Origin of the sequence: Streptomyces hygroscopicus subsp. hygroscopicus (assembly GCF_001553455.1) — a bacterium.
Taxonomy (GTDB): Bacteria; Actinomycetota; Actinomycetes; order Streptomycetales; family Streptomycetaceae; genus Streptomyces; species Streptomyces hygroscopicus.
The window spans coordinates 1-802 of sequence record NZ_BBOX01000672.1; the positions used below are offsets into that span (position 1 = coordinate 1).

Sequence of the window (802 nt, forward strand, 5' to 3'; positions counted from 1 at the left end):
CGGCCGCGGACGAGCATGACGGCGTTGCGGACGCGGCTGGCCAGTACCCATGCCTCGTCCAGGGTCTGGGCGTCCTCGGTGGCGATGAGCCCGGCGGCGTGGGCGGCGGCCAGGGCCTGGCGGGTGCGGGTGGTGCGCAGGCCGGGCTCGGTCCAGGCGTGGCGCAGTTGGAGCAGTTGGATGGTCCATTCGACGTCGCTGAGGCCGCCGCGGCCGAGTTTGGTGTGGGTGGTGGGGTCGGCGCCGCGGGGCAGCCGTTCGGACTCCATCCGGGCCTTGAGCCGCCGGATCTCGCGGATCGCGTCCTCGCCCAGTCCTTGGGAGGGGTAGCGCAGGGGATCGATCAGTTCGATGAACCGGGCGCCGAGTCCGGGGTCGCCCGCCACCGGTTCGGCGCGCAGCAGGGCCTGGCTCTCCCAGGCCAGTGACCAGCGGCGGTAGTAGGCGGCGTAGGAGGCGAGGGTGCGTACCAGCGGGCCGGACTTGCCCTCGGGGCGCAGGTCGGCGTCGATGAGGAGGGGCGGGTCGACGGTGGGGAGCTGGAGGAGCCGGCGCATCTCGTTGGCCACGGCGAAGGCGGCGCGGGCGGCTTCCTGTTCGTCGGCGCCCTCGCGCGGTTCGTGGACGAAGAGCACATCCGCGTCCGAGCCGTAGCTGAGTTCGTGGCCGCCGAAGCGGCCGAGGCCGATCACGGCGAAGCGGGTGGGCAGCTCCTCGCCCCAGGTGTCGCGGACGGCGGCGCGCAGGGCGCCCGCCAGGGTCGCGGCGTTCAGATCGGACAGGGCGTCACCGACCATGTCGA

1 protein-coding gene is annotated in these 802 nt (G+C 73.7%); it reads right to left on the reverse strand.

Translation table 11 applies throughout. The features are described 5' to 3' along the window. The coding region (locus AXW62_RS39780; RefSeq protein WP_502688796.1) for a [protein-PII] uridylyltransferase family protein at positions 1-802 on the reverse strand (802 nt) is incomplete at both ends.